Source organism: Acinetobacter sp. ANC_7503 (assembly GCF_056780035.1).
Genome location: NZ_JBWYJA010000007.1, coordinates 13,328 through 38,567, shown reverse-complemented (window position 1 = coordinate 38,567; position 25,240 = coordinate 13,328). Strand labels below are relative to the sequence as shown.

Sequence of the window (25,240 nt, the reverse complement as noted above, 5' to 3'; positions counted from 1 at the left end):
GTTTAATCTAGGTAACCTTGGCATTGAAGCAGTTGAATCAACACACAGTCATCTGCTTCATATAGCTGACTTAACTTCGTGTAAGGATCACCATCGAGCGCTAACATCTGTGCAAATGCAGGTTCAGTTTTTATACCTTTTCGCTTAAGGCGAATGATTTCCTGTTTAAATTGGTCATTTGCCAAATCTAATATTCTATGTTCAACGTAGAAGTGCTGGAATCCCGCCTGCTGATCAATTGGTGTTGTAGAACAAAATATCTCAATTGACCAAGCACAATATTCGAATCGGCAAATCCAAGTATCACGTTCAAAATAACTTCGCTCAATGCACCATGCCTTATATGTTTGAAATAATTTTAGTGTTTCAATCAAATGATTCTCTTGCTCAATCGGATAACTACAAATGAGGTCGATATCACTTTGAGCTGTTGCAATTCCTAAAGGTGGCGTACCGACCACTGTAACTTGATACCGCTTGAGTATTTCCAAAAGGTTTAAGTCATCAATGACTTTTTGAAAGTGTATTTTTTTCATTGTTATTTTTAATCTCTAAGATGATTCAACTTTAAAGCGGTTGAATCTCCCAATATGAATTACTTTAACCCTCAGCAGAAAAGCTTAAGCAATTAAGGTTATTTTTGATTTTCGATAACATCTAACGCATAAACAGTTTTAATATAATTTCGATACTGCGTTGAATAAGAGATTTCCAAACAACGCATAAGGTATGCTTTCTCTTTTGAATATTGATAGCTGCCTAACGCTTCTTTGAGCGCTTGATCAATATAATTTTGCACTTGTTTTGCCGCCTCATGGCTATGCTCACCGAGTTGAAAATATCCACCTCTCGCAATATTTGCTTCAGCTGCATAAATCTCAGAATGAGATAGACAATACGCGATCCCATCATTATGCAAATACTCTTGTGCCCTTGATAAATCATCCGCATAAATGCTTGAACTCAACAAGATACTCAAAGCAATAGCAAATTTAATTCTCATTTTTAAATCACTTTCTCAAGACAATAAAAAAGCGCCTTTTGGCGCTTTAAATACATTAGGGTTGTTTTAGATATGGCCATGCCGCTCTTAAATAAATAAACATGGACCACAGTGTTAAAATTACAGCGGTATACAATAAACCATATGCAACTAATTCAAGTGGTTTCCAATTAAGTAAGAACACGGAAATAGCGATCATCTGGAAAGCTGTTTTATATTTTCCAACCGTTGATACAGCCACATTGGTACGTGCACCGAGCTCAGCCATCCACTCACGTAAAGCAGAAACCGTAATCTCGCGTGAAATAATCACAATCGCAGCAAAAGCCATCGAAATTGTAGGTTGCCATTGCACCAAAACAATCAATGCTGCTGCGACCATTAATTTATCCGCAACAGGATCTAAAAAACGTCCGAATGCAGAAGTCTGATTCAATGTTCTTGCCAAATAACCATCAAACCAATCTGTGACAGCAGCAATCACAAAAATTGCAGTCAGAATGATATGACGCGTCATACCCCCTTCATGCCCACCCACACCAATCGCAGGAGGCCAATAGGCAATAATTAAAAAAACAGGTATTAACGCAATACGTGCTAGCGTCAAGATATTTGGTATATTCAGGATGCGACCTGTAGACATAGACACCGCCAGTTTGCCCCAATTACAGCTAAAATTTGCAATAAAAACTTGAGCTTTGATTCTTTAATCCGCTTACTTTAAACGATTCACTACCCGCTGTCGACTAGGCAAAAATCGCGACAGTCTGTCTACAAATTGCAACGAGACGGTCATTATGGTCCCAAATATGGGCATATTCAGTAGAATAACCATGCGCAGAATGATCTGTAAATACTTTATATTTAAACCAATCTCGTCGGTCAGCTTGAATAGGCTCTAACAGCGTCACATACCAAGAAATTGAACTGCCCGGTGCTGGTTTTTTTAATATAGGAAAAATTCCTGCAGGCCAAATATCTAACATTGCTATAAATTCAGGCATGCTCAGCGGACCTGCTTCAAATTTAGATTCTGCATATCGAAACCACCCGCCAAAATCTGGCTTTTCAGCAGCCGTACAAGGGTATTTCCCTTCAGCCCAAATCAGATCATAGTTCTGATAGCATTGCGGCATAAGAGGATGATAAGGCAACTTAACTAAACTTTCAGGCGAATCATACTGTGGTGCTTTGCGAGTTTGATCCATATTCACAACTGATTCACGGTCTGAACCAAAACTTGCCAGCAGAATTCCCTGTACAGCATCATCCTGCCAAATCCGAGCCTCAATATTGGTCACAGATTTACCTTGCCTTAAAATTTCCACTGTCACTTTGACTGGCTTTTCCTGAACAGGACCCACAAATACCACACTGGTGCTTAATAATCTTTTTTGAGGGTCATGAATCATTTGTGTTGCTTTGTGTAGCATCATCGCCGTGGTTAAACCACCAAAAATGGTACGACCTTGCAACCAACCCTCAGGGATCTCCACCCATTCTTGTTGATCAATTTCTTGAAATACCTGTCCAAATGACATGCGCAACCCTTTTATTTTAAATTTCTTATCGCGCTAGCATGCTGAATTTTCAGATTGAGGTAAATGATCAATGACTCGCAGGTCAATGATCATTTTGGCAAATTGATATGCATGATTACTCATGCAAGATTTTGTACACAGTCCGAGCGAGATTTGCACCAAAACCTGGGACTAAATTCAGATCCTTTTCAGAGGCTTTTAATACCCCTTGAATCCCACCAAAATGTGTTAATAAATCACGGCGGCGTTTTGGTCCTAGCCCTGGAATGGCTTCTAAAACTGACTGCCCACGACGTTTATCGCGCTTGGCACGATGTTTAGTAATGGCAAATCGATGCGCCTCATCACGAACCTGTTGAATTAAATGTAGCGCTTTATGGTCTTCAGGCAGTTGAATCTTTGTGCCATCAGTGAAATGTAAGGTTTCCAAACCAGGCTTACGTCCTTCCCCTTTTGAAACCCCCACCATGAATGCATCCAATCCAAGATCTTGCATGACCTGCATTGCCATATGTAATTGCCCTTTACCACCATCGATGAGAAGCAAATCTGGCAGCATCGCCTTCTTATACCGTCGTGTCAAAGCCTGACGCATGGCAGCATAATCATCACCGCCAGTGATATCTTCGATAGCAAACTGACGGTAATCGCGCTTGCGAGCCCCTCCACTATCAAAGACAACACAAGAAGCGATCGTTGCTTCGCCCATCGTATGGGATATATCAAAACATTCGATACGATCAATTGGACGTCCGACCACCTCTTCTAACTGATGAAAACGTTCATTCAATTCATAATGGTTAGCAAGTTGTCCTTTAATGGCATGCTGTACATTCATGGTCGCAAGCTCGAGCCATTCTGCACGGGTTTCTCGAACTTTTGATTTAATCAGAATTTTTTTGCCAAAATTTTGTTGTAGTGCCTCTTCTATGTCTTTTTTGTCTGGCAGCTCCACGTTGACGATTAATTCTGTTGGAATCTCATCGGCAACTTGGAAATAAAAGTTCGCGATAAAATCTGCCAGCATTTGTCCCAAATCATCGCCCAACATATCTGGGAAATAACTTTTTCCTCCCAACATCTTGCCATTACGCACATGCATAATCTGAACGCACGTTACCCCCGCTTGGTATGCGATCGCTAATATATCTGCTTCACCTTTGACTTTATAAATCGCTTGTTGAGTTTGGACATCACGCAATAATGCCATCCGATCACGATAAAAAACGGCTTTTTCAAATTCGAGAGCTTCTGCTGCCGCTTCCATTTTGGCAATTAATTCTTGATTAAGCTCACGTGTGTCCCCTTGTAAAAAACGAATAGAGTTATCAACATCATCTTTATAATCTTCAGGTGATATCATACCCACACATGGAGCTGAGCAACGTTTAATTTGATACTGCAAACACGGTCTTTTACGTTGCGCAAAATAACTATTTTCACATTGGCGGACATTGAATAATTTTTGTAAGACCACCAATGTATCACGTGCATTATAAGCACTTGGATAAGGTCCAAAAAATTTACCTGCTTGATGTTTCCCCTTACCACGACCTGCTGCAATACGTGGATAAGGCTTATCACTGGACACAAAAATATAGACGTAAGATTTATCATCTCGCAGCATGATGTTATACGGCGGTCGATGAAGCTTAATTAAGTTTTGTTCAAGAAGTAATGCTTCCGTTTCTGAGCGGACCACCATGGTTTCAATATCATGAATGCGGGCAACTAAAGCCTGTGTTTTGGGATGCTCAATGGTTTTAACAAAATAGCTAGAAACACGATTTTTTAAATTCTTCGCTTTTCCCACATACAACAACTCTCCATCTTTACCTAACATGCGATAGACACCAGGCAAAGTCGTAAGATTGGCTAAGATTTTTTCAATGTGTTCACGTGCGTTTTCGTTCACAAGCAGCCTTTAATGTAGAGTCAGTCATTCATGCAACAGCATGAGCTTATTGTGATGGTAACGCGCTCTATTTCAAGTGCATTTCGGTAGACGATTTTAAAACCTTGTTGATCCAACAGTTCAGGGCAATGATCGCAGATTTTATAATCAGCTGATTGTTAAAAAGTCTGAGTTGTTAAATTCAAGTTTGATATGCTTTTCAACTGATTCATTCATGGATGCGCCAACATGACTGCGACCGATCGTGCTTTTCACGCCATACAACCTGCACTCTCATCCCATAGTCCTTCAGAAAAAGATCGACTCATTGGAAAGTCTCGCTTTCATTTTGAACCAGCCAAAGTGATGCAGTTATTGCGTGATCGTATCATTGGGCAAAATCCAGCCTTAGATGAAATCGAAAAAATGCTTCACGTGGTCAAAGCTGACTTTTCAAGTCCTGAACGCCCCTTGTCCGTCACCTTAATGCTTGGACCAACAGGTGTTGGTAAAACAGAGACTGTTCGTTTGATTGCTGAAGCGATTTATGGTCGTCCTGATGCGTTTTGTCGTATCGATATGAATACACTGGCTCAAGAACATTATGCAGCCGCTTTAACAGGCGCTCCGCCCGGATATGTCGGTTCGAAAGAAGGTCACAGTTTATTCGATGAAACTGCGATTAATGGCTCTCATACCCGTCCTGGCATTATGCTGTTTGATGAACTTGAAAAAGCCTCTCCCGAAGTGATTCGTGGCTTAATGAATGTGTTGGATACAGGTCGTCTAACCCTTACTGCTGGAACAAAAACGATTGATTTTCGTAATTGTATGATCTTTATGACCAGTAATGCAGGAGCGCGCGCAGCACAACAATATTTAGATAAATTAAATGTTTTACCGCAAAAACTTCAAAATCTATGTTTAAAACGCCTACCCACGAAAGCCATTATTGAAAAAATACTGCATCGCAGTTTTGATCCGGAGTTTCTGAATCGAATTGATCGTGTCCTTCATTATCAGCCTGTTCAAGATGATGCACTCCCTAAATTGGTAGATATTGAACTGGAAAAACTCAACATTCGTTTGCAACATCAAAAACGTCAGGTTCATTTATCAGACCTTGCCAAAGCATATTTCTATCAGGGTCATGATATCCGCTTTGGGGCACGTCATTTAGCACGGAAAATGAGAACTGAACTAGAACCCATTATTGCGATCTACTTTCTAAAGCATCCAGATCAACTTCATCTCAAGCTGGATTGCAAAGACGGTCAGCTCTCGATCATCAATCAATAAAAAAAGCCCATTATGGGCTTTTTTTAAACAAATCATCTTAAACCAGGAATCGTGACAAAGGATTCTGCTGCCGTTTTATTATAATACGTACACCCTTTTTCAATATTTGCCATTAATAACTGATAACGCTGTCTATTTTCTGCAACATCATCGTTCATTATCAATTTTTCATAGAGTTTATATTCATCATCAGTCGTACGCTTCAAAGTTTGATGATATTCAGCAGGATATAGTTTGCTTTCAAATTCAATGGCTGTTGAATCATCTAAACTAATCTTCATACTGGTGTCAAAAATACTGCTAAAATTCATACCCATCCAACGATCTTTTGCGAGTTGAAATTTAACAATTGGATTTTTGTCATTTAAAAGATCAAGATACAGCAAGTTATCTTCATAAAATTGGTTAAAACTCTCTTCCAATGGTTCACTCGTGTTTGGATAGAGTTGTAAATAATCTACTCTGTTTTGTTCTGCTTTCTTTCTATAACAATAGCTACCTGAAGAAAAATTTTTAAGACCATCTTTGGCGATAAACAATCTCACATTAGGGCTCAAATCATTTCGATCAATGTTGCGATAACCTGGTAAAACTGTATCAAAAACATTTTTACCCGATAGGTTTACACGCTCCATTTCGATATCCGTTTGGATGTCACCAATGATATTCATCGTCCAATGACTAGGACTATTCACACTGAGCGTATTTTGGGCTTGATCATAGGTTTGATAGATACGATTTCGCGTCACAATCACACTATTCAACGGTTTAAAACTATCCGTATAAGTAAATTGTCCATTTTGAAATTCAATATAATTTAAGCCGAATCGATCATTGGAATTATAGTAAATTGAATAGAGTTGATCACCGTTTCGAAATTGTGTACTCGGTGATGATTCATACGAATCTCCCGACCCACCGCCGCCACAGGCACTTAAAAAAAACGGTAAAACACTTAGTACTAATATTGTTTTTTTGAGATTCATTTGAATTTTCTTTTGTATATTTTACAGACAAAAGCATAGCTTTTATTGAACTACTTCTCAATTTTAATTTACATCATTTTAAGTAAAATTAAAAAATGCGCCCTGAGGCGCATTTTGATCTGAATGCTCTTAAAACACATAAGGTCGAATGAAAATCAGGAAGAATATCCCTAACATCAAGAACCATTTTAAAAAGTAATATAACTGACGGTTCTTCGCTTTCAGTGCTTTTGCTTTGACACGCAAGCGATAAATATAACCAAATGCTTTGTTCAGACCACCCGTTTGATCCCCTGCTTCATTCGGTGAACTTGCCGCAGTCATTACATTTTTACCAAACCAATGATTAAACCGTTCCATCCAACGTGTCTTTAAAGGGCGCTCTACATCAGCAAAGAAAATAATACGATTTTGATCCGTCGTGTTTTCTGCATAATGAATGTAGGTTTCATCAAACACAACGCTTTCACCATCTCTCCATGAATACCGCTGACCATCTACATCAATAAAGCAACGATCATCATTTGGCGTCAACAACCCTAAATGATAGCGTAAAGATCCCGCATAAGGATCACGATGACGAACCAAGCGACTATCAGGAGCAAGCTCAGTAAACATCGCCGCTTTAATGGTTGGCAATGTTTTAAGCAATGCTGTCGTTTTAGGGCACAGTTCTGCTGCTGAAGGATGTGCAGAGTCATACCATTTTAAATAAAAACGCTTCCAACCAGTTTTAAAAAATGAATTAAAGCCTAGGTCATCATATTTTTCAGAGGCTTTGATCCCACCCTGCTCATATAAAGCTTTGGCTTCATCACGAATCATTTCCCAATTTTCATCTAACACTTTTAAATCTTTAAAATGCTGTGTGTCGATATAAGGCTGGTTTGGCACCTTAGAGAACATATACATCAAAAAATTAATAGGTGCCAAAATGGTCGAATGATCAAAGAATTGACGATAGAACGAATGTCGTACTTTTCCACGACGTTGAATATACAGTGCCGATATGATGAATATCGCGAGAATAATCCACTTGATCATTGATTGACTCGGTTTATCTTTGGTTAGCGGGTTAAATGAGGAGATGCTGCACCTAAATTGGAAATGAATTGTTCCAATTTAGATGTATAGATAATCACGTAAATTGTATAACGACTACCCCAAACAACGAAACATTGTGTTCTACAAATAGACTTTTGATGGCTTTATATTTCAGTTTATTGACTTTTATGACGAAATTTAAAGTGCAAAATAACTTGAAATTACCTACCTACCCCAGATATAAGTTGAAGTGTTTTTAAATAAAATGCCAATTGAAACAATCGCTTTATTGTAAGAAGAACAAATTCTACATTCGCATCTGCTGTTTTATAACGCATGCTGGTGCAATAAATAGATGACCATTGCGTCACGGCTTGATACAACTTGTTATGTTCTTTTTCGATATAGTTATCGTAAGATTAGCGAAGCTTTAATGTGCGCAGGAAATACGCACTAGCTTCACAACATCAACTTAGAAGTCCTCCAAAAAAAAGGAGATCAGGGCATGATCCACGCTGGCAATGCCATTACCGTCCAAATGCTTTCGGACGGAATTGCAGAATTCCGCTTTGACTTACAAGGTGAGTCGGTTAATAAATTCAACCGCGCAACAATTGACGACTTTAAAGCTGCAATTGCTGCTGTTCAATCAAACGCTGAGATTAAAGGTCTTATCGTTACATCTGGTAAATCTACATTTATCGTTGGTGCAGACATCACTGAGTTTGGTGAAAACTTTGCGCAAGGCGAACAAGTCATTGTAGATTGGGCGATGCCTGTTCATGAAATTTTCAATTCATTCGAAGATTTAAATATTCCTAAAGTTGCTGCAATCAATGGTATGGCATTGGGCGGCGGTTTCGAAATGTGCTTGGTGTGTGACTATCGCGTGATGTCAGAATCAGCACAAGTTGGTCTTCCAGAAATTAAACTTGGGATCATTCCTGGTTTCGGTGGTACTGTTCGTCTAAGCCGTGTTATCGGTATCGATAACGCTGTTGAATGGATGGCAATGGCGAACCCGAAAAAAGCACCTGCTGCACTTAAAGATGGTGCGGTCGATGCGGTGGTTGCTGCTGATAAATTACAAGATGCTGCGATCTCTATCGTTAAACAAGCAATCGAAGGTCGTTTAGACTGGAAAGCGAAGCGTCAAGAAAAATTAGATCCAATTAAGTTGAATCCATTAGAACAAATGATGGCTTTCAACTCGTCTAAAGGTGTGGTGCTTGCGAAAGCTAATCCTGCACAATACCCTGCGCCAAAATTATTGCTTGATTCTATGCAAGCAGGTTCAAGCTTAGATCGTGCTGGTGCACTTCGCCAAGAAGCTGAACACTTTGCAAAAGCAGCGGTAACGCCACAAGCAGGCGCGTTGATTGGTCTATTCATCAACGACCAAGTTGTGAAGAAAACTTCGAAAAAATATGAACAAGGCGCTCACCCTGTAAATCAAGCTGCAGTACTTGGTGCAGGTATCATGGGTGGTGGTATTGCTTATCAAGCGGCAAGCAAAGGCACACCAATTATCATGAAAGATATTGGTAACCCACAACTTGCTTTAGGAATGAAAGAAGCAAACGGTCTCCTGACTAAACAAGTTGAACGTAAGAAAATCAAGCCTGCTCAAATGGGTGAAACGCTTGCACGTATCCGTCCGACATTAAGCTATGATGAGTTTAAAGAAGTCGATATCGTAATCGAAGCGGTAACTGAAAACCCGAAAGTGAAAGGCATCGTACTCAAAGAAACTGAATCTAAAGTACGTGAAAACACGATCATTGCATCAAACACTTCTACGATCTCAATCACGCGTTTGGCTGAAAACCTAGAGCGTCCTGAGAACTTTGTAGGGATGCACTTCTTTAACCCAGTGCATATGATGCCTTTGGTTGAAGTGATCCGTGGTGAAAAAACTTCACCTGAAGCGATTGCAACGACTGTCGTACTCGCTCAAAAAATGGGTAAAACTCCTATCGTTGTAAACGACTGTCCGGGCTTCCTTGTAAACCGCGTATTGTTCCCTTACTTTGGTGCGTTTGACCTTCTTCTTAAAGACGGCGCCGACTTCCAACAAGTCGACAAAGTAATGGAAAAATTTGGCTGGCCAATGGGTCCTGCATACTTAATGGACGTTGTCGGTATTGATACTGGCGTTCACGGTGCAGAAGTGATGGCTGAAGGTTTCCCTGACCGTATGAAGCCTGATTTCAAAGGTTCAATCCAAACAATGTATGAAGCACAACGTCTCGGTCAAAAGAACGATGTTGGTTTCTACAAATATGAATTGGACAAGAAAGGCAAGAAAGCAAAAACTGTTGATCCAACAGCGTATGACGTAATTGCTTCTGTCGTGACTGGTGAAAAACGTGAATTTGATCCTCAAGAGATCATTGACCGTATGATGATTGCTTTCTGTAACGAAACTGTTCGTTGCTTGGAAGACAACATCGTTGCAACACCAAACGAAGCAGATATGGCAATGATCATGGGTGTAGGCTTCCCTCCATTCCGTGGTGGTCCATGCCGTTACATCGATCAAACTGGTGTAGCTGAGTATGTTGCGCTTTGCGACAAGTATGCGCATTTAGGTAAGGCTTATGAAGCGCCACAAATGTTGCGTGACATGGCTGCTAACAATAAAAAATTCTACGGTTAAGGAGCAACGTGAATGGCTACTTTAAATCCACGTGACGTTGTCATCGTTGATGGCGTACGTTCAGCAATGGGTAAAACCAAAAATGGTATGTTCCGCAATGTACGTGCCGATAACTTATCTGCTGAATTAGTTCGTGCATTGGTTGCTCGTAACCAGTTTGATGTGAACGAAGTTGAAGATGTGATCTGGGGTTGTGTGAACCAAACTCTAGAGCAAGGCATGAACATCGGTCGTAACATCGTGTTATTGGCAGACTTACCAAAAACTGTTGCAGGTCAAACTGTTAACCGTCTTTGCGGTTCTTCAATGCAAGCAATTCATACCGCAGCTGCTCAAATTGCGACTAACCAAGGTGATATCTTCATCATCGGTGGTGTTGAGCACATGGGCCACGTTGGCATGATGCATGGTATCGACTTGAACCCACAAGCATCTAAACATTATGCGAAAGCATCTAACATGATGGGCTTAACTGCTGAAATGTTAGGTCGTATGAATGGCATTAGCCGTGAAGAGCAAGACGCTTTTGGTGTTGAATCTCACCGTCGTGCTTGGGCTGCTACTCAAGAAGGTCGTTTCAAAAACGAAATCATTGGTGTTGAAGGTCATGATGCAAATGGCTTCAAAATCCTATGCGATGTAGATGAAGTGATTCGTCCAGATGCGAACCTTGAAGCATTTAAAGCGTTACGTCCTGTGTTTGATCCTAAAGGCGGTACAGTGACTGCTGCTACATCATCAGCATTGTCTGACGGTGCATCTGCAATGTTATTGATGTCTGCTGAGCGTGCGCAAGCATTAGGTCTTAAGCCACGTGCTGTAATTCGCTCTATGGCGGTTGCAGGTTGTGATGCTGCGATCATGGGTTACGGTCCTGTTCCTGCAACGCAAAAAGCGCTTAAACGTGCTGGCTTGAGTATTGGTGACATTCAAACTGTTGAGTTAAACGAAGCATTTGCTGCTCAAGGTCTTTCAGTATTGAAAGGTCTAGGTTTACATGACAAACAAGACATCGTGAACTTAAACGGTGGTGCGATTGCGCTTGGTCACCCATTGGGCTGTTCTGGTGCGCGTATCACAACGACGTTGTTAAACGTGATGGAACAACAAGATACACAAATCGGTCTTGCGACGATGTGTATCGGTCTTGGTCAAGGTATCGCAACTGTGATCGAACGTGTTTAAGTTTTAAATACTTGACCAAAAGAAACCCCGCTTAATGCGGGGTTTTTTCTCTTAAAAAAAATCTTGTTACAAAATTTATAAATATGAAGAAAAAAAGACATATTTCTATCCAGTATTTTATATCGTTCTCAGTCTTATAATTTTCTATTTTGGATGGAAGTTAGAAAATCAATATGAATTGCCTTTCTTTAATCCTCTATTAGTTTCTAGTATTGCTTATGGACTGGCTGTTACTTTTTTAACTCCCATTTTTCTTGTTATTATCAATCAGTTTTATGTCCGAGAAATTGAGGAGAATCGCAAAAAATTCCGTTATAAAAAAATTAATAAATTCATGAATTATTTTATATTTATACTTCTTACAGGGTTTGTGTTATTTTTTGTTTGGAGGTTATTTTCCCCGCAATTTATCACGCTTACAAACTTCGCTCTGATCAAAATAAATGAAGTCATTGGCAAGCCAGTTATAAAAGAATTTCTATTTAACGGTACGGTACAAGCTAATCCAACTCATCAACAAAAAATTAATATTGGCTCACACAAACATTCTATTTATGTTATTGATACTGTTACTCACAGGATAAATTTTACGCTATCTGATAATAAGAGAGAATACTCATTACAGCAGTATTGCTTAACTCAAAATTTGAACCTTAATATTCAGAAATATAAAATTCAAATTGAAGGTTATAATTCTTTTTTGGGCTTTAGTGCTCAACAAAATCAACACTTGAGCAACCATGTATCTGCTCAACAAAATATCAATTTAGATCTTAACACTTTAAATTCATGTGAATTAATCTACTATAATTTACCTAGGCTTTAAAATAATTTGCAAATTATCAAACGTGTTTAAGTTTAGATACGTGACTAGAAGAAATCCCGCTGTTTGCGGGATTTTTATACTTTAGAAATCAAATTTTATTTTAGATTACTCCGCCATCCATCACCCAACAACTGATTTAAACGTTGCTCATCAAAGGTCATTGGAATCGCGCCTCCACCCTGTTGGATATGATTCAATGCTTTGTCCCGATCAATCCCTAAAGGCTCCAACATTCTAAAAATGCCTGAACTCGGATCATTCGACTGTAAGCCTGCTGCAACAGACAAAACATACTGCTGCTGTAAAGGTGATAGATGACTCATATCAGGCACTGGGGTTTTTGGTTGAAAATTCAGTACAGGTGAACTTTGCTCTAAAGCAGCATTTTGAATATCCTGCTCTTTTTTGATCACTTGATGTTGCAAAGCTTGACGCACCTTTTGATCTTCTTGAAAAGGTGTAACAGTCGTCACAACTTCATCACGTAAGTCATCGTCCGCCAACAATTGAATTGAAGGCAGGCTTGCAACATCTTCAGCATGAGACAAACTCATCAGCAAGGCTGAGATCACACCGAACATCAAACATAATTTAGAATTAGTCATAAGTAAGACTCTGACATGCATCGTTCAAATTGAGCATCAAGAAACAAGAATAACTAAACAAATAGAGCCATTCTTTAATTAAACTACACCAATTTATTTACTTATTCATCAGCACTCAGATAAATGTTTCAAGTTTTTTTTTAAAAGTTTTGCTAAGCAACTGAATTTCAAGACTCGGTCTGATTTTACAAATATGGACTTCAAAGCTTAACTTCAATTCATTATAAAAATAGAAAACTCATACATATCCATCAGCCATGAAAACTAAAATAAAAAACAGCCTACTCGTTATATTTTTATGTCTCACATCACTCTGGGCAATCTTATTCATTTGGACACATCAGCCTGTTAATGCCATTTTCACTTATGCACTGATCTTGTTTTGGGTTGGACTTGCCATCATTACAGGGATATTCCATTTCAAGCAACACAGCTATAAGCCCTATTTCACATGGGCGTATTTGATTATTTTTTTGATTGCCATGATTAGCTTTTTTCCTTAGAACCGCGCAATGATCGCGTTTGGCAGGATGAAACCGACAAAATTATTCAATTCCAATTCAAAGATGGCAAAGTGGAATTACAGAATGTCAGAAATTTTATTTGGCGCAATGATAAAGACTACGTGACGCGATGGGAAACACGACAATACGATTTAGAAAAGTTAGATCGTATAGATTTAGTGGTATCTCATTTTATGCAAGGTCCTATTGCGCATGTTTTTATTACATTTGGTTTTGATGATGGCGAACATCTCGCATTTTCTTTAGAGGTTCGTCAGGAAAAGGATGAAGGTTTCTCCACCATTGGCGGTTTTTTTCGGCAGTATGAATTGGCACTGGTCGTAGGTGATGAAAATGATTTGATTTATACCCGCTCAAATATTCGCGAAGAAGATGTCTATATTTATCCAATTCAAATGAATCAAACCGAAATTCAGATGTTGTTTTTAGAATTCCTGAACAAAGCCAATCGGCTAAATCATACCCCAGTTTGGTATAACACCTATATCAGCAATTGTACGACCATCTTGTTTGATTTATTAGAACATGCAGTAGGACAAATTCCACGAGATTATCGCGTGACCTTACCAGGCTTAATTCCAAACTATTTATATGACAAAAAAGTCCTCGATAATGGTATCACCTTAGATCAATGGAAAGAAAAAGCACACATTAATCCTAAAATTGAGCATGTTCATGATGTACATTTACTTTCAAGTAAAGCATTCTCTGCTTTACTCCGTGAGTAAAACAGGCGTCCATTGTTTATAACCACGCTGAAAGAAACAACCAAGAAAGAATGTTTATTGCGTTTCTTCCTGAACAACGGGTTCAGAACTTGGACTTTGATTCACTGTTTGTGCTTCAATCACTTCGGCATTTTGATTTTTTAACTGATCAATTTCGCGTTGTAATTGATTTAATTCGCGATATAACTCGTTAAAGCGATTCACACTGAGATCACTTTTAAATAGGATCATTTCATTACGGCGTTGCCAGTCATGATTCTTCAAAAACTCAAACATTTCTTCAGCTTTTTTTGTGATCTTAAGTTCTAAAGCAAACAAAGCTTGATCATTATTATGCTGTCGGCTGAATTTTAACTTTTCTTTCATTGGCTCACGCAAGTCTGCTTTCATCTCCAAAGCATCAAGCGCTTGTAAAGCTGTCGCATAAATTTGTTGGTCACGCGTTTGATATTCAGATTGAATTTTTTTCACTTGGACAAACATCTTTTCGGTGTCTTGATATTTATTCTTTTTATCTAATTCTAGGCGACGAACGTTCAGAAACTCATCCCACTTGGCTTGATCTAACTCACGTAAATACATATTTCGTGATTCAATATTGTCTACCCAATACTTCAAAATAAATTCAGAAAGTACCTTATAGTCACCATCCAAACGCTCATCTTCAACTTTAAAATTCAGAGGGGTTTTCCAATCCTTCGCTTGAACATAAAGCTGCTCAATTTTTTCCGTCATCACCAAATCAAATTGTTGACGTTGCACTTCATCATTTTTTTCATTTTGCGCGTAGGCACAATAACCAAATAATAAGGTCACCATGACGATAACCACCGCTAAAATTCCGCGCATCTCAAACTCCTATCCTTTTTTTTGTTTGAGTAATGAATCACTTGCGAACAATGACAAGCACATGATGTGTATTGTATAGCATATTTTTTAAGCAGAAATAGGAATGAATTTAGTGGATATTGCTGTGATTTTGTCGATTTATTCGTGATTCTGTGATCAAGTTTCAATAATTTATTACGCAAAATTCATATTTTCGACAGAAATATATCGGATTGAAACTCTGCGTTTCAGATTTAGACCTTTAATTTTGTTGTCATTGCCCACACTATAGATTCATAAATGATGATTAGAGATTTTTTATGCGTGTAGATGTGTGGTCAGATGTAGTATGCCCTTTTTGCTATATCGGAAAAAAACGTTTAGAAGCAGCAGCTGCTGCAACTGGTGTAGAACTTGAAGTCCATTGGCACAGTTTTCAGCTAGATCCTGATGCACCGCCACGTCAAGAAGTCTCAAATAGCGAACGTTTAGCATTAAAATATGGGCGTACTGTCGCTGAAGTTGAAGAAATGCAACGCAATATTGCGGAAATGGCAAAAGCAGAAGGCATCGAGTTCAATTGGGAAAATGCCAACTCAGGAAATACATTCAACGCCCATCGAATTATTCATCATGCACAAAGCTTAGGATTGGGTTCGGAAGCAAAAGAAGCCTTTTTTTATAGCTATATGACCCAAGGTTTAGCCATTGGCGAGCGTGAAACCCTCGAAGATGTTGCTTCGCGCATTGGTTTAAATCCAGTTGAAGTGGATGATATTTTGGATTCTGATCAATATGCCGATTTTGTCCAATTTGATGAAGAACTTGCACGTGATCAATTAAAAGTGACTGGCGTACCATTTTTTGTATTCGATCAGCGTGTGGCTTTGGCTGGTGCTCAACCGACTCAAGTCTTCCAAGATGTGATCAACAAAGTATTAACGACTGCCAATGAACAAACAGATCAACCCACTGTTGAAGATGCAGAAACTTGTACTGATGAACATTGTGACGTGCCACCAAGTAAATCATAAAACATCTTCGAGAACCTAAATACTGGCTTAAGGTTGCATGACTTAAGCCATATTTAGACTGTTATAAAAATAGAATTCAGCGTTGCATAAACAAGCCTATTCAAGTGAATCGGAACTGAATATACTTCATGTATAGATTCACTGCATGACTCTATACATGGTAAATTTTTATAGACCTCTTTCCCCAAGGAGGTCTTTTTTTTATCTATAAAACAATCATTTAATAAAATTATTTCAGTTTCAAGTCTTCTCATTATCTGTTCCAATTTTAAATCACTTTAAATTCATTGTTGTTTATTGTGAATTTTGTTGAACAATTCATTAGAATAGATCAAACATTGATTTTTAATAATATCACGATGCTTAAGCCCATTTTTAATTTTATAAATAAATTCAGCGGCTTAACAATGAAAATGACTTAGAGCGAATATGAAAAGAATCATGCAGCAGTTCAAACCGTCAACCTTAAGTCTTGTCTTAAGTTGTAGCTTTTTAAGTACTTTCGTGTATAGCCAAGATCAGCAAGATGACTTGACTGATCCTTATCAAACAGATGAAATCAGTGTCAGTAACGAATTCCCTACTTTAGACTATCCTTTAGAATTTCAACAAAAAGATTGGCCAACATCGGATGAAAATAGCTTAGGTTGGATTAACTACGTTCCTCGCATGGTTGATGCAACGCCGACACTATTCCCAGAACAATCCAATAAAAAAATATACGCTCCGACCCAAGCGACTGAAGATTTATCATGGATTGACCGACGTCAAAAATCGATTCGCCACTGGGCAGACCGAACGGCTCAGCGAATCGATGGTTGGTTTGGTGAAGGCTATGAGGATGAAACCGCCAAAGCAACGCTACGTGTAATCTTTGATAATAAATGGAATAAGTATGATGATCACGAATTCAAGCCACGTATACGCGGTAAAATCGACTTACCAACCTTAGAGCGTAAATTAAGTTTAGTCTTTGGTGATGATTCACTGGATAATGAAATTGACAACAATATTGCCATTACCAATGAAAATCCTGCTGGTGATCCCGACAAAAATGTCGACACTAAGCGAATCCGTGAAGATAACAGTTCGATCGCATTACGTTGGTCACAACTGTCTGATAAATTACCTTTCGCTTTAGATGCTGATTTAGGTATCCGATCTGGAGATGACATTTATGCCCGCTTAAAGGCAAAAAAAGATTGGACTCTCGGGAATGATTTTTCCTTTCATGCTGAACAAATCTATCGTTATGGTATAGATAGTGAAAATTATCTAAGAACCAATTTGGAACTCACCCAAGCACGTCCAAATGAAGCATTTATTTCAAATCAGCTTTATCTAACTTATGCGGATGAGCAGGATGATGATTGGACTTGGGATAATCGTACCTATCGCCAACATCAGTTTTTCCATGATAACCGCTTTAACTACGGTATGTATGTAGGCGGTTATTACAACGAAGATGATTTACGTATGAACAGTTGGGGACCTTTTGTTTCTTGGCGCCAACCCTTATTCCGCGAATGGTTCTTTGTTCAAGGTGATCTTAACTATTTTAATGACAAGCGTGAAGATCGATCACACTATCCTCGTGCTTTAGTTCGTCTTGAAGCTAGATTTTAGCGCTCGATAATAGTCATAAAAAAGCCCATCATTGATGGGCTTTTTTGGATCTTAGATTCTCAAATGACAGGCTTTTGAATCACGATACGATCATTACGTGTAATACGTGTTTTTTTAGGAGATGCTTCAGCTTCAGTTTTAGGTAAAACATAACCGACGCGATCTGTGCGTGTGATACGTTTACTATCCACAAAAGGATTAATATCAAATTGTGGAATTTGGTGCTTCACTACGGTTACACGATCATTTCGAACAATTTTCTTCACATCTTGTTCTGCATAAGTGACATTGGTTAAGCTCAAACAAAACATGCTAAATGCGAGCATCATTGAAGTTTTCATAGAATATTCCCAATATTTAATGATCGTTATTATAGATTAATTATTATTTTTTGATATGTTTTACAAATCGAAACTTGGACGTATTTTTTTATCATCAACATCGAAAAAATTTATCTAGTTTAACCCAAAGCTTAAATAGCTCCTTTTGCATCCTACGACGGCGCTGCATTAAAAAAGCCTATCCGAAGATAGGCTTTCGATCACAATTTAAAATATGCGCTTATTTCAATAATAAGCTGTTAATGCGTTTTAAATATGCAGCTGGATCTTCTGGTAAACCACCTTCCGCAATCATCGCTTGATCAAAAATTACATTTGCAAGATCGTCAAATTGTGCTGAACCTTCCAATTTTTTCACTAATGGATGCTCAGGGTTAATCTCTAAAATTGGCTTGCTTTCTGGGACTGCTTGACCTGCTTGTTTTAACATGCGAATCAACTGTGGAGACAATTCGCCTTCACCAGTCACCAGACACGCTGGAGAATCAACCAAACGAGTGGTTACGCGCACTTCTTTGGTTTTGTCTTTTAATGACTCAGACAGCTTTTCAACCACTGGTTTAAACTGCTCAGCTGCCGCTTCTAATGCTTTTTTCTCTTCAGCATCCTGTAAATCACCTAAGTCTACAGCACCTTTTGCGACATTCTGCATTGGTGTCCCGTCAAACTCATGAACAAATTCCATTGCCCATTCATCTACACGTTCAGTCATTAGCAGAACATCGATACCTTTTTTCTTGAATAACTCAAGTTGTGGCGAGTTTTTAGCAGCCGCTAAGCTTTCCGCCGTTACATAATAAATCGCCTTTTGACCTTCTTTCATTGCTGCTTTGTAGTCAGCCAATGAAGTGGTCACCTCATCATTGTTTGAAGTTGCAAAGCGTAGAAGCTTCAAAATTCGATCACGATTGGTGAAATCTTCACCCAAACCTTCTTTTAAGACAGATCCAAACTCAGCATAAAACTTCTTAAATTTCTCTTGATCTGCTTCATCTTCAGATTTAGCTAAAGTGTCTAAAGTTGTTAAGATTCGACGTGTGTTGCCTTCACGGATGGTTTTAACATCTCGACTTTCTTGAAGTAACTCACGACTCACATTTAACGGTAAGTCTGCGCTATCCACAACACCTTGTACGAAACGTAAATAGTTCGGGATGAGATTATCTGCATCATCCATGATGAAGACACGTTTCACATAGAGCTTGATACCTGCTTTCGCTTCACGTGAGAAAATGTTGTGCGGTGCTTTACTTGGGATATACAGTAATTGCGTATATTCGGTACTCCCTTCTACACGGTTATGCGCCCAAGTAATCGGTGCTTCAAAGTCGTGACTTAAGTTTTTATAAAACTCAATATACTGTTCTTCAGTAATGTCATTCTTACTACGTGTCCACAATGCGCTGGCAGAATTGATCGCCTCCCATTCACCCGTTTTGACATACTGGCCTGGTTTGGCTTCTTCTCCCTCAGCCGCTTCTTCTTGTTGCCATACCTCTTTTTCCATTTGAATTGGTAAACTGATATGGTCTGAATATTTATTGATAATTTGCTTTACTTTATAACTTTGCAAATAATCTAATGCGTCTTCACGCAAGTGTAGAATAATATCTGTACCGCGACCTTCTTTTGTAATTTGCTCAACTTCAAATTCGCCTGTACCACCACTGATCCAACGTACACCTTCTGAAGCTTCAGCCCCTGCACGACGTGATTCAACTGTGATTTTATCAGCGACAATAAAGCCAGAATAAAAACCGACACCAAACTGACCAATTAACTGTGCATCTGACTTTTGATCACCGGTTAATTTAGACATAAAGTCTTTAGTACCAGATTTAGCAATCGTACCCAAATTATCAATAGCTTCTTGTTGGCTTAAACCAATACCGTTGTCTGAAATGGTGATGGTTTTATTATCTTTATCCAATTGTACGCGTACACGTAAATCTGGATCATTTTCATAGTATTCAGGATGATTAATCCCTTCAAAACGTAATTTATCACATGCGTCTGAAGCGTTTGAAATTAGCTCACGAAGGAAAATTTCTGGATTTGAATAAAGTGAATGCGTCACTAAATGTAAAAGCTGAGCAACTTCCGCTTGGAAACTATGTTTTTGTGTATTCTGCTCGCTCATAAACTACTCCTTAAACACATCAAAACAATTTTTTTGAATGCTTAATGAATGGTGTAGCTTCTAATTTTTTCAATGGTCAAAATTAAATTTTTTTAAAAAGGACCTTGTTTGTAAATTCGATCAAGATGTATTTCTAGTTTTTGCTGACGCATTTGATAGACATGATTTAAGCATTGCAAATTTGCTTGGCATTGATCACGTAATTCCAGCCATTTGACTTGTTCATTCTGAATGATTGATCGCATTCCCATCGGTACTAAACGACGTAGAATTTGATAAGTGGCAGCCATTTTAACATCTGCATCATTCAAGATAAGATGTTCACAAACAGCTTTCTCAGTTTCGGACTGTGCCTTTTTGCAATCAAAACTCGCTGCAAATGCTGGAACACTTGCACATGCAGCCAGCACAATGATGAGTTTTATGAATTGGTTCTTCATGCATACTACTCGGTTATGAGCCTTCTAGATTATTGAAAAAAATTGTTTTTTTATATGGTATTTTCTACCTGTTATAGTACAACACATAAAAAAAGCCCTATTGATTAATAGGGCTAGGCGCAACTTTATTTTTAGAATTTGTAGCTGTAACCAATGCTATAGATGACTGGATCTATGTCTAGCTTGAACTTTGTTGTTCCATCTACATTCACTTCAGGATTCAAATCTGCATAACGCACGTCAGCGAATACACCCCAGTTTTTTGCATCAGCTGGTTGGAAATTGAAACCTAACTGCGCTGCATAACCAAAATCTTCTTTTACACTTTGAACGCCTTGCTCATCCCAAGCAATAAATGCTGTTGCACCAAGACCAATATAAGGTGTAAATCCCGAACTATTTTTAAAATGATATTTCGCAGTCAGAGTTGGTGGTAAATGTTTAATCGTCACTGCATCAGCACCATTAATCAAAACATCATGGCGAACTGGTGTGGCTAATAATAGTTCAGCAGAAATTTGATCATTAAAGAAATACTCCACCGAAGGGGTAAAAGCAAATTCATCATCGGCTTCCACTTTACCTCCTCCTAGAGCAGCCACAGTGGTATCTTGCGTTGGAGAAATTGCAGATGCACCTACCTTAAGTTGCCATTCTCCTGCCAGTGCATTTGCTGACATCCCAACTAAAACAATCAGTGCAATTTTATTTAACATTATTATAACCTCTGGAAGATCGATATAAATAAACTACTATTTAAGTATAATAAACATGCCAAAAATTAATATGCAACTCCCAAAAATTAAATAAAATACGTTTTATTTATAAATACCTGTTTATAATGATAATTTATTTTAAATCATACTAATTTAGTCAATTATAAAACCATCAATTATTTTAAATAACCTATTAATCATATTATTTTACTCTGAATTTTTTTATTTAATCCTACTATTTTAATCTGACTTAAAATAAAAAAGGCGATTATATTAATCGCCTTTTATTCAATCATTTTTTAAATGTAGTTATAGGACCATTGCCGCGATCCAACCAAAAATCATCAATGGAATATTGAAATGAATAAATGTCGGAATCACACTGTCTTTCATATGATCATGTTGACCATCCATATTCAAGCCTGATGTTGGTCCTAAAGTCGAGTCTGAAGCTGGAGAGCCTGCATCACCTAGAGCTGCAGCAGTACCTATGAGCGCAATTGTTGCTGCTGGACTAAAACCAAACTGAATACATAATGGGACATAAATGATTGCAAGAATTGGCACTGTGGAGAATGATGATCCTATACCTAGTGTAATTAACAATCCGATGAGTAACATCCAGAATGCTGCCCAACCTTGACTATCACCAATCCATGCGACTGAAGCCTCAACTAGCGTTGGAACCTGACCAGTAGCGCCGATCACGGCTGCAAAACCTTGTGCTGCGATCATAATAAAACCCACCAGTGCCATCATACGCATACCAGTAATGATGACATCGTCAGCTTCTTTCCACTTGAAAATACCTGCACAGCTTAGGATCGCCACGCCGACTAAACCAGCTAAAATCATCGAATCAGAATACAATTGCACTGCAAGCGTTGCTAAAACAGCACCCCCCGCCATATAAATCGTAAATTTAGAAACCTCCGGTCTCGCAGAACCTTCTTGAACACCCATTTCACCCGAAATGCTTTGTGGTTGTTCTTCGACATGAATGTCACGATATTCTCGTGGTTTACGATAGCTATAAAACACTGCGATTAATAAACCTACGAACATCCCAAACACAGGAATCGCCATCGCAGAAGGGATTTGATCATAATCAATTTGGAAGCCAAGTGGTTCACCAAAAGTATTGATGTTTTGACCTAAAATATCATTTAGGAAAATTGCACCAAAACCGACTGGGATCAACATATAAGTTGCACATAAACCAAATGTGAGTAGACATGCAACCAATCGTCGATCAAGCTTTAAATGGTTGAATACCATCAATAATGGTGGAATCAATACAGGAATAAAAGCAATATGCACGGGAATTACGTTTTGAGAACAAACAGCCGCTATAGCAACTGTTGCAAAGATGGCATATTTGACACGATTTTGTATTTTAAGATTAGCCTCACCTTTAAGTGAATTAATCATTTTATATGCTAGAAGATCTGGCAAACCTGAACGAGCCAAAGTTAAGGCAAATGCACCAAGTACACCATAAGCTAAAGCAATCTGGGCACCCTTGCCCAAACCACCATTAAACGCTTCCATAGTGCCTTGTAAACCAAGACCAGCCAATAGGCCTCCTGTTACAGCACCAATGATCAGTGCAAATACCACAGGCACACGAGCCAAAGAGAGGCCAAACATGACCCCAATGGCAGCAAGAATTGCAAACATAAGAAATAGGAATCAGACAAAAAAACTATTTTATCAGAATTTGTTTGTAATAAATCTGCTCATCAGGGGTTGATACCTTCACTCGTCAGATTCTATTCGCCTTGCGCATTTTTTTTTGCAAATTGTTTAATATACGATGCGATCTCTTGGGCACGACTTAAAACAGCCCAATGATTCGCATCTAGCTCAACACGTTCAAAACCTGTCGCCCATTTTGGAATTTCGTCAATCAACTCTGGACTTACATATTTATCGCGTTTTAAGACTACCGCTTGAACGGGGCAAATCGCATGACGTTGACGAGGCATCATTAGACGTGGAATAAAGTTTGCCCGATACAGTGCCACACCATACTCACCATCCTTAGAGATATTTTGGTTTACAGGTAAGCCTTTTGTATCTTCAAGAATTTCAAATATTTTGCCCCAGCGATCTGGATTGAGAAAATTCCACATCGTCGGTGCAACTACGGGTAGCTGAAATAGTACGATGTACCAAGACTTAATCAATTGCTTAAAGAACTTTGGTTTTTGATGTTTGAATTGTTCACGCATCCAATAAGCAGCATGGTCCAAGCATGGTCCAGATATAGTGGTATATGAAAGAATACGACCTTTAAATTTAGATTCTGTTACGGATTCCCATGTTTGAATTGAGCCCCAATCGTGTGCTGCCACATGAAAGTTTCGATTTGGCAACAGATGATTTACCACACTCTCCAAATCCAAAGACAGTTGAGCTAATGCATAAGCGCGAATCTTTTTCGGTACGCTCGATTGACCAGCGCCACGCACATCATAAGTTACAACAAAATAATCTTCGATTAAATTCGAAATGATTGGTTCCCATACTTCTTGATTGTCTGGATAACCATGCACAAGCACCAATGCCGGCTTATTCCGATCTCCCCATGTTTTAGCATAGAGTTTTTGTTGATCTGTCGTGTTAATCCAATGCGATTCAAATTGCATAATATGCTCAACCTTTTTTGTTATTGATTGACCGTTTTCTTGGTCTACGATGATTTTCGATCAATGCCAGAATATTTTTTGTACTTTAGTATGCTAACTAATGAAATAAAAATAATTGACCTAAATGAGTATTTTGAAAAAGCTAACGACAATTCCGTTAATCTCCAAGTATATGTTTAATAGCTTTGCACCCTTTCAAGGCGCAGGCATTACTATCGATAAAATCGACTTAAAAAATCATCATATTCGTGTAAAAATGCCACTTACACGAAAAAATAAAAATATTGTGGGTGTCCACTTTGGCGGTAGCCTTTATTCTATGGTTGACCCATTCTATATGACATTACTCATGTATCACTTAGGTGATAAATATATTGTTTGGGATAAGGCTGCAAGCATCGATTTTTTAACTCCTGGTCGTAGCACTGTTTATGCAGATATCCGCATTGATTCCAGTGAAATACAACTCATCAAAGAGCTCGCTAGCAATCATGCTCCTGTTTACCGTAACTATACTGTGAATATTATGGATGAATCAGGCTTACGGATCGCAGAAGTTCACAAAACTGTGTATATCCGTCGCAAGAAGGCAAAAGCCACACGTTTCCGTTAATAAAAAAAGCGCTCTATGAGCGCTTTTTTTATCACTTTAGCAAATTAACGATTATTTTGTTCTATCGCTTTTGCTCTATCGCTGCTCCTGCACCGCCGCCAATTGCACCACCAATTGCAGCGCCAGAGTTACCACCAAAAATACTTTTACCGACTGCAGACCCGATTGCACCGCCTACACCACTATAAGTGGCATTACGATCTGAGCCCCCTTGAGCTTTACTACCTACAGCGGCACCTGCACCACCACCAAGCGTTGCACCAACACCACCACCAACATTATTACCAACACCACCACCAAGTGCGCCGCCTGCAGCAGCTGCACCAATACGCTGTTGATTCGGCGTCATGCTTTCACAACCTGCAAGTAGCATTGTAGATACGGTTGCCATCGCCATGACAGCTGTTAACTTTTTCATCTTGATGTCCCTCTTTGTCTATTTATATAAGCATATCGCGATCTAGAGAATAAAATTTTCAATTTCTGTTACAAGACAACGCGAAAATGATGCTATTTGTAAAGAGTTTTTTTCAAAATAGATATTTAGCCTCAAATTC

24 protein-coding genes are annotated in these 25,240 nt (G+C 38.7%); 8 read left to right on the top strand and 16 right to left on the bottom strand.

The annotated features are described in order from the left end of the window. Positions 1 to 2: 2 nt before the first annotated feature. The 5 genes from AC1M9M_RS08910 to uvrC all read right to left on the bottom strand — a co-directional run bounded on the left by AC1M9M_RS08910 (position 3) and on the right by uvrC (position 4,459). Positions 3 to 536: a DUF4269 domain-containing protein gene (locus AC1M9M_RS08910; RefSeq protein ID WP_481596157.1), complete on the bottom strand. Its 534-nt coding sequence runs from the start codon at positions 534 to 536 to the stop codon at positions 3 to 5. 98 nt (positions 537 to 634) lie between these two features. Continuing rightward, positions 635 to 1,003, bottom strand: a complete 369-nt coding sequence (locus AC1M9M_RS08905) for a hypothetical protein (RefSeq protein WP_481596156.1) — start codon at positions 1,001 to 1,003, stop codon at positions 635 to 637. A gap of 55 nt (positions 1,004 to 1,058) precedes the next feature. After that, positions 1,059 to 1,646: a CDP-diacylglycerol--glycerol-3-phosphate 3-phosphatidyltransferase gene (gene pgsA, locus AC1M9M_RS08900; protein ID WP_035265993.1), complete on the bottom strand. Its 588-nt coding sequence runs from the start codon at positions 1,644 to 1,646 to the stop codon at positions 1,059 to 1,061. Between the two features lie 103 nt (positions 1,647 to 1,749). Continuing rightward, positions 1,750 to 2,544 (bottom strand): acyl-CoA thioesterase, encoded by a 795-nt coding sequence (locus AC1M9M_RS08895; protein ID WP_481596155.1) that lies wholly within the window; start codon positions 2,542 to 2,544, stop codon positions 1,750 to 1,752. Between the two features lie 115 nt (positions 2,545 to 2,659). Next, complete coding sequence (uvrC, locus tag AC1M9M_RS08890; protein WP_180028652.1) at positions 2,660 to 4,459, bottom strand: excinuclease ABC subunit UvrC; 1,800 nt, start codon at positions 4,457 to 4,459, stop codon at positions 2,660 to 2,662. 228 nt (positions 4,460 to 4,687) lie between these two features. Between uvrC and AC1M9M_RS08885 the strand changes: the two genes are divergently transcribed. Continuing rightward, positions 4,688 to 5,737, top strand: coding sequence for an AAA family ATPase (locus AC1M9M_RS08885; RefSeq protein WP_481596154.1), 1,050 nt, complete (start codon positions 4,688 to 4,690; stop codon positions 5,735 to 5,737). A gap of 32 nt (positions 5,738 to 5,769) precedes the next feature. Here the strand turns inward: AC1M9M_RS08885 and AC1M9M_RS08880 are convergent, their stop codons facing one another. Together AC1M9M_RS08880 and lpxO are read right to left on the bottom strand one after the other, a co-directional pair. Next, positions 5,770 to 6,723, bottom strand: coding sequence for a hypothetical protein (locus tag AC1M9M_RS08880; protein ID WP_481596153.1), 954 nt, complete (start codon positions 6,721 to 6,723; stop codon positions 5,770 to 5,772). 129 nt (positions 6,724 to 6,852) lie between these two features. Further along, on the bottom strand, positions 6,853 to 7,767 hold the full coding sequence (gene lpxO / locus AC1M9M_RS08875) for a lipid A hydroxylase LpxO (protein ID WP_035265982.1): 915 nt from the start codon (positions 7,765 to 7,767) through the stop codon (positions 6,853 to 6,855). Positions 7,768 to 8,272: 505 nt separating this feature from the next. On the opposite strand from lpxO, the gene fadB reads away from it, so the two are divergent. The 3 genes from fadB to AC1M9M_RS08860 all read left to right on the top strand — a co-directional run bounded on the left by fadB (position 8,273) and on the right by AC1M9M_RS08860 (position 12,437). Then, positions 8,273 to 10,426, top strand: a complete 2,154-nt coding sequence (gene fadB / locus AC1M9M_RS08870; RefSeq protein ID WP_481588585.1) for a fatty acid oxidation complex subunit alpha FadB — start codon at positions 8,273 to 8,275, stop codon at positions 10,424 to 10,426. 12 nt (positions 10,427 to 10,438) lie between these two features. Beyond that, positions 10,439 to 11,611: an acetyl-CoA C-acyltransferase FadA gene (gene fadA / locus AC1M9M_RS08865; protein WP_035265978.1), complete on the top strand. Its 1,173-nt coding sequence runs from the start codon at positions 10,439 to 10,441 to the stop codon at positions 11,609 to 11,611. Between the two features lie 178 nt (positions 11,612 to 11,789). Continuing rightward, positions 11,790 to 12,437: a hypothetical protein gene (locus tag AC1M9M_RS08860; RefSeq protein WP_481596152.1), complete on the top strand. Its 648-nt coding sequence runs from the start codon at positions 11,790 to 11,792 to the stop codon at positions 12,435 to 12,437. Between the two features lie 95 nt (positions 12,438 to 12,532). On the opposite strand, the gene AC1M9M_RS08855 is transcribed toward AC1M9M_RS08860, so the two are convergent. Continuing rightward, positions 12,533 to 13,042, bottom strand: coding sequence for a hypothetical protein (locus tag AC1M9M_RS08855; RefSeq protein ID WP_481596151.1), 510 nt, complete (start codon positions 13,040 to 13,042; stop codon positions 12,533 to 12,535). A gap of 574 nt (positions 13,043 to 13,616) precedes the next feature. On the opposite strand from AC1M9M_RS08855, the gene AC1M9M_RS08850 reads away from it, so the two are divergent. Further along, positions 13,617 to 14,294 (top strand): Lnb N-terminal periplasmic domain-containing protein, encoded by a 678-nt coding sequence (locus AC1M9M_RS08850; protein WP_481596150.1) that lies wholly within the window; start codon positions 13,617 to 13,619, stop codon positions 14,292 to 14,294. 54 nt (positions 14,295 to 14,348) lie between these two features. Here the strand turns inward: AC1M9M_RS08850 and AC1M9M_RS08845 are convergent, their stop codons facing one another. Then, positions 14,349 to 15,143, bottom strand: a complete 795-nt coding sequence (locus AC1M9M_RS08845) for a hypothetical protein (RefSeq protein ID WP_179998812.1) — start codon at positions 15,141 to 15,143, stop codon at positions 14,349 to 14,351. A gap of 299 nt (positions 15,144 to 15,442) precedes the next feature. Here AC1M9M_RS08845 and AC1M9M_RS08840 point away from each other — a divergent pair, with 299 nt between their 5' ends. Then, the gene (locus AC1M9M_RS08840; protein ID WP_035265969.1) at positions 15,443 to 16,156 is read left to right on the top strand and encodes a DsbA family oxidoreductase; all 714 of its coding nucleotides are present in this window, start codon (positions 15,443 to 15,445) and stop codon (positions 16,154 to 16,156) included. A 429-nt stretch (positions 16,157 to 16,585) separates the two neighbouring features. Continuing rightward, complete coding sequence (locus AC1M9M_RS08835; RefSeq protein ID WP_481596149.1) at positions 16,586 to 17,782, top strand: hypothetical protein; 1,197 nt, start codon at positions 16,586 to 16,588, stop codon at positions 17,780 to 17,782. A gap of 59 nt (positions 17,783 to 17,841) precedes the next feature. Here the strand turns inward: AC1M9M_RS08835 and AC1M9M_RS08830 are convergent, their stop codons facing one another. The 6 genes from AC1M9M_RS08830 to AC1M9M_RS08805 all read right to left on the bottom strand — a co-directional run bounded on the left by AC1M9M_RS08830 (position 17,842) and on the right by AC1M9M_RS08805 (position 24,070). Continuing rightward, entirely contained in the window at positions 17,842 to 18,123 is a 282-nt protein-coding gene (locus AC1M9M_RS08830; RefSeq protein ID WP_481588578.1) for a hypothetical protein, read from the bottom strand. Positions 18,124 to 18,343: 220 nt separating this feature from the next. Continuing rightward, positions 18,344 to 20,263, bottom strand: a complete 1,920-nt coding sequence (gene htpG, locus AC1M9M_RS08825; protein ID WP_092766631.1) for a molecular chaperone HtpG — start codon at positions 20,261 to 20,263, stop codon at positions 18,344 to 18,346. Between the two features lie 92 nt (positions 20,264 to 20,355). After that, on the bottom strand, positions 20,356 to 20,703 hold the full coding sequence (locus AC1M9M_RS08820) for a lysozyme inhibitor LprI family protein (protein ID WP_481596148.1): 348 nt from the start codon (positions 20,701 to 20,703) through the stop codon (positions 20,356 to 20,358). A 131-nt stretch (positions 20,704 to 20,834) separates the two neighbouring features. Further along, complete coding sequence (locus AC1M9M_RS08815; RefSeq protein WP_481596147.1) at positions 20,835 to 21,419, bottom strand: OmpW/AlkL family protein; 585 nt, start codon at positions 21,417 to 21,419, stop codon at positions 20,835 to 20,837. Between the two features lie 309 nt (positions 21,420 to 21,728). Next, positions 21,729 to 23,099, bottom strand: a complete 1,371-nt coding sequence (locus AC1M9M_RS08810) for a Na+/H+ antiporter family protein (protein ID WP_092766629.1) — start codon at positions 23,097 to 23,099, stop codon at positions 21,729 to 21,731. A gap of 92 nt (positions 23,100 to 23,191) precedes the next feature. Next, a complete protein-coding gene (locus AC1M9M_RS08805) occupies positions 23,192 to 24,070 on the bottom strand; it encodes an alpha/beta fold hydrolase (RefSeq protein WP_180028978.1) in 879 nt (292 codons plus the stop codon). Positions 24,071 to 24,194: 124 nt separating this feature from the next. On the opposite strand from AC1M9M_RS08805, the gene AC1M9M_RS08800 reads away from it, so the two are divergent. After that, on the top strand, positions 24,195 to 24,683 hold the full coding sequence (locus AC1M9M_RS08800) for a DUF4442 domain-containing protein (protein ID WP_035265952.1): 489 nt from the start codon (positions 24,195 to 24,197) through the stop codon (positions 24,681 to 24,683). Positions 24,684 to 24,744: 61 nt separating this feature from the next. On the opposite strand, the gene AC1M9M_RS08795 is transcribed toward AC1M9M_RS08800, so the two are convergent. Continuing rightward, a complete protein-coding gene (locus AC1M9M_RS08795; protein ID WP_035265949.1) occupies positions 24,745 to 25,101 on the bottom strand; it encodes a hypothetical protein in 357 nt (118 codons plus the stop codon). Between the last annotated feature and the right edge of the window lie 139 nt (positions 25,102 to 25,240).

Coding starts and splice junctions, on each gene's coding strand:
- AC1M9M_RS08895 (WP_481596155.1), bottom strand. CDS start 2,544: ATGTCATTTGGACAGGTATTTCAAGAAATTGATCAACAAGAATGGGTG.
- AC1M9M_RS08810 (WP_092766629.1), bottom strand. CDS start 23,099: ATGTTTGCAATTCTTGCTGCCATTGGGGTCATGTTTGGCCTCTCTTTG.
- fadB (WP_481588585.1), top strand. CDS start 8,273: ATGATCCACGCTGGCAATGCCATTACCGTCCAAATGCTTTCGGACGGA.
- AC1M9M_RS08840 (WP_035265969.1), top strand. CDS start 15,443: ATGCGTGTAGATGTGTGGTCAGATGTAGTATGCCCTTTTTGCTATATC.
- AC1M9M_RS08910 (WP_481596157.1), bottom strand. CDS start 536: ATGAAAAAAATACACTTTCAAAAAGTCATTGATGACTTAAACCTTTTG.
- AC1M9M_RS08800 (WP_035265952.1), top strand. CDS start 24,195: ATGAGTATTTTGAAAAAGCTAACGACAATTCCGTTAATCTCCAAGTAT.
- htpG (WP_092766631.1), bottom strand. CDS start 20,263: ATGAGCGAGCAGAATACACAAAAACATAGTTTCCAAGCGGAAGTTGCT.
- AC1M9M_RS08795 (WP_035265949.1), bottom strand. CDS start 25,101: ATGAAAAAGTTAACAGCTGTCATGGCGATGGCAACCGTATCTACAATG.
- fadA (WP_035265978.1), top strand. CDS start 10,439: ATGGCTACTTTAAATCCACGTGACGTTGTCATCGTTGATGGCGTACGT.
- AC1M9M_RS08845 (WP_179998812.1), bottom strand. CDS start 15,143: ATGCGCGGAATTTTAGCGGTGGTTATCGTCATGGTGACCTTATTATTT.
- AC1M9M_RS08835 (WP_481596149.1), top strand. CDS start 16,586: ATGAAAAGAATCATGCAGCAGTTCAAACCGTCAACCTTAAGTCTTGTC.
- AC1M9M_RS08820 (WP_481596148.1), bottom strand. CDS start 20,703: ATGAAGAACCAATTCATAAAACTCATCATTGTGCTGGCTGCATGTGCA.
- AC1M9M_RS08880 (WP_481596153.1), bottom strand. CDS start 6,723: ATGAATCTCAAAAAAACAATATTAGTACTAAGTGTTTTACCGTTTTTT.
- AC1M9M_RS08830 (WP_481588578.1), bottom strand. CDS start 18,123: ATGAAAACTTCAATGATGCTCGCATTTAGCATGTTTTGTTTGAGCTTA.
- AC1M9M_RS08885 (WP_481596154.1), top strand. CDS start 4,688: ATGACTGCGACCGATCGTGCTTTTCACGCCATACAACCTGCACTCTCA.
- AC1M9M_RS08855 (WP_481596151.1), bottom strand. CDS start 13,042: ATGACTAATTCTAAATTATGTTTGATGTTCGGTGTGATCTCAGCCTTG.
- pgsA (WP_035265993.1), bottom strand. CDS start 1,646: ATGTCTACAGGTCGCATCCTGAATATACCAAATATCTTGACGCTAGCA.
- AC1M9M_RS08905 (WP_481596156.1), bottom strand. CDS start 1,003: ATGAGAATTAAATTTGCTATTGCTTTGAGTATCTTGTTGAGTTCAAGC.
- AC1M9M_RS08805 (WP_180028978.1), bottom strand. CDS start 24,070: ATGCAATTTGAATCGCATTGGATTAACACGACAGATCAACAAAAACTC.
- AC1M9M_RS08815 (WP_481596147.1), bottom strand. CDS start 21,419: ATGTTAAATAAAATTGCACTGATTGTTTTAGTTGGGATGTCAGCAAAT.
- lpxO (WP_035265982.1), bottom strand. CDS start 7,767: ATGATCAAGTGGATTATTCTCGCGATATTCATCATATCGGCACTGTAT.